The sequence below is a fragment of the Pseudomonas sp. 2822-17 genome (genome assembly GCF_002742485.1).
GTDB lineage: Bacteria > Pseudomonadota > Gammaproteobacteria > Pseudomonadales > Pseudomonadaceae > Aquipseudomonas > Aquipseudomonas cyclaminis.
On sequence record NZ_LJRZ01000449.1, the window covers coordinates 1 to 1,385 of the forward strand.

A 1,385-nucleotide genomic window follows, 5' to 3' on the forward strand; every position below is an offset into this window, starting at 1 on the left:
GGTATGAAATTCACTATCTTCTCTTTCTCACATCAAATCCAAACTATAATTACAGCTATTTTCAATTTCATTTTCAAAGCCATATTTTCTTCACAATACACAAAAAAGACACCCTCTATTGAGAATGTCTTTATCTGCCCAGCAACGTCCTACTTTCACAGGGGTGGACCCCAACTATCATCGGCGCTGGAGAGCTTAACTACCGTGTTCGGCATGGGAACGGGTGTGACCTCTCCGCCATCGTCACTGGACTTGTTGAGATGAAACAAGAATTTGTCCTCTCAAAACTAGATAACATATTGGATTGATAAAATGTAAAGAAGGTTTAAAAATTGGTTAAGCCCTCGATCGATTAGTATCTCTCAGCTACACATGTCGCCATGCTTCCACACGAGACCTATCAACCTCATCATCTCTGAGGGATCTTACTCACTTACGTGATGGGAAATCTCATCTTGAGGGGGGCTTCATGCTTAGATGCTTTCAGCACTTATCCCTTCCACACGTAGCTACCCAGCGATGCTCCTGGCGGAACAACTGGTACACCAGCGGTGTGTCCATCCCGGTCCTCTCGTACTAAGGACAGCTCCTCTCAAATTTCCTACGCCTGCGACGGATAGGGACCGAACTGTCTCACGACGTTCTGAACCCAGCTCGCGTGCCGCTTTAATGGGCGAACAGCCCAACCCTTGGGACCTACTTCAGCCCCAGGATGCGACGAGCCGACATCGAGGTGCCAAACCTCCCCGTCGATGTGGACTCTTGGGGGAGATTAGCCTGTTATCCCCAGGGTAGCTTTTATCCGTTGAGCGACGGCCCTTCCATACGGTGCCGCCGGATCACTAAGCCCGACTTTCGTCCCTGCTCGACCTGTATGTCTCGCAGTCAAGCTCCCTTATGCCTTTGCACTCTACGAATGATTTCCAACCATTCTGAGGGAACCTTTGGGCGCCTCCGTTACTTTTTAGGAGGCGACCGCCCCAGTCAAACTGCCCACCTGACACTGTCCCTGAACCGGATCACGGTTCGAGGTTAGAATTCCAGTACAGCCAGGGTAGTATCCCACCAACGCCTCCACCGAAGCTGGCGCTCCGGCTTCCAAGGCTCCTACCTATCCTGTACAAGCTGTACCAAAATCCAATATCAAGCTACAGTAAAGCTCCATGGGGTCTTTCCGTCCTGTCGCAGGTAACCTGCATCTTCACAGGTAATATAATTTCACCGGGTCTCTCGTTGAGACAGTGCCCAAATCGTTACACCTTTCGTGCGGGTCGGAACTTACCCGACAAGGAATTTCGCTACCTTAGGACCGTTATAGTTACGGCCGCCGTTTACTGGGGCTTCAATTCAGAGCTTCTCCAAAAAGGATAACCCCCCAAAGTAAG

2 rRNA genes are annotated in these 1,385 nt (G+C 50.0%); both read right to left on the minus strand.

The features are described 5' to 3' along the window. Positions 1–136: 136 nt before the first annotated feature. Positions 137–251 (minus strand): 5S ribosomal RNA (gene rrf, locus AOA60_RS16675). 81 nt (positions 252–332) lie between these two features. Then, positions 333–1,385, minus strand: a 23S ribosomal RNA gene (locus tag AOA60_RS33355); the annotation flags it as partial.